The 1,403-nt window shown below is 47.4% G+C and carries 1 protein-coding gene; it reads left to right on the top strand.

Features of this window, described 5'->3' with window-relative positions; all coding sequences use genetic code 11:
* A partial coding sequence (locus PXC01_RS00010; protein WP_476703485.1) for an autotransporter outer membrane beta-barrel domain-containing protein occupies nt 1–1,403 on the top strand: 1,403 nt, incomplete at both ends.

Below are 1,403 nucleotides of genomic sequence, written 5' to 3'. Positions count from 1 at the left end.
GATGGTACCCATACGTACACAGTAGCAGCGACAGCTCCATGTACAACCGATGATGAAAGTATCGTTACCGTTGTAGAGCAAGCACAGCCAAATGCCGGAGGCGACGGAACATTGAATATTTGCGAAGGTGCAACATTCACGAATGCAGATCTGTTCGCCCAATTAACAGGTTCACCTGATACCGGCGGAACATGGACGGACAATGGCGATGGTACCCATACGTACACAGTAGCAGCGACAGCTCCATGTGTAGTAGATGATGAAAGTATCGTAACCGTTGTAGAGCAGGCACAACCAAATGCAGGAATCGATGGAACATTGAATATTTGTCAGGGAGCAACTTTTGACAATGATGATCTATTTGGTCAGCTTACAGGTAATCCAGATACCGGCGGAACATGGGTCGACAATAACGATGGTACCCATACGTACACAGTAGCAGCGACAGCTCCATGTACAACCGATGATGAAAGTATCGTTACCGTTGTAGAACAAGCACAGCCAAATGCAGGAATCGATGGAACATTGAACATTTGTGAAGGTGCAACATTCACGAATGCTGATCTGTTCGCACAGTTGACCGGTTCACCTGATACCGGCGGAACATGGACGGACAATAACGATGGCACGCATACGTATACAGTGGCAGCGACTACTCCATGTACGGTAGACGATGAAAGTATCGTAACCGTAACCGAGCAGGCGCAAACAAATGCCGGAGGTGATGGAACATTGAATATTTGCGAAGGCGCAACATTCACCAATGCTGATCTGTTCGCGCAACTGACCGGTTCCCCGGATACGGGCGGAACATGGGTCGACAATGGCGATGGTACTCACACGTATACAGTAGCAGCGACAGCTCCATGTACGGTAGATGATGAAAGTATCGTAACTGTTGTAGAGCAGGCGCAACCAAATGCGGGAATCGACGGAACATTGAACATTTGTGAAGGCGAGACATTCACCAACGCAGACCTTTTTGCACAGTTAACGGGAAATCCAGACACTGGAGGAACTTGGGTGGACAATAACGATGGCACGCATACGTATACCGTAGCAGCGACATCACCCTGTACAATAGATGACGAAAGTATCGTAACCGTTGTAGAACAAGCACAACCATATGCTGGAATCGATGGTACACTGAATATTTGTGTAGGCGATACTTTTGATAATAATGATTTGTTCGCGCAACTGACTGGCAATCCAGATACAGGTGGAACGTGGACGGACAATGGCAATGGAACACATACGTATACCGTAGCAGCGACTGCTCCATGTGCAGTAGATGATGAAAGTATCGTAACCGTTGTAGAACAAGCACAGCCAAATGCAGGAATCGATGGAACATTGAACATTTGTGAAGGCGCAACATTCACGAATGCTGATCTGTTCGCACA

This window comes from Maribacter huludaoensis (assembly GCF_029350945.1).
Classification (GTDB): domain Bacteria; phylum Bacteroidota; class Bacteroidia; order Flavobacteriales; family Flavobacteriaceae; genus Maribacter; species Maribacter huludaoensis.
Note: the sequence above shows the minus strand (reverse complement) of the source record. Positions and strands in the feature narration are given on the sequence as shown.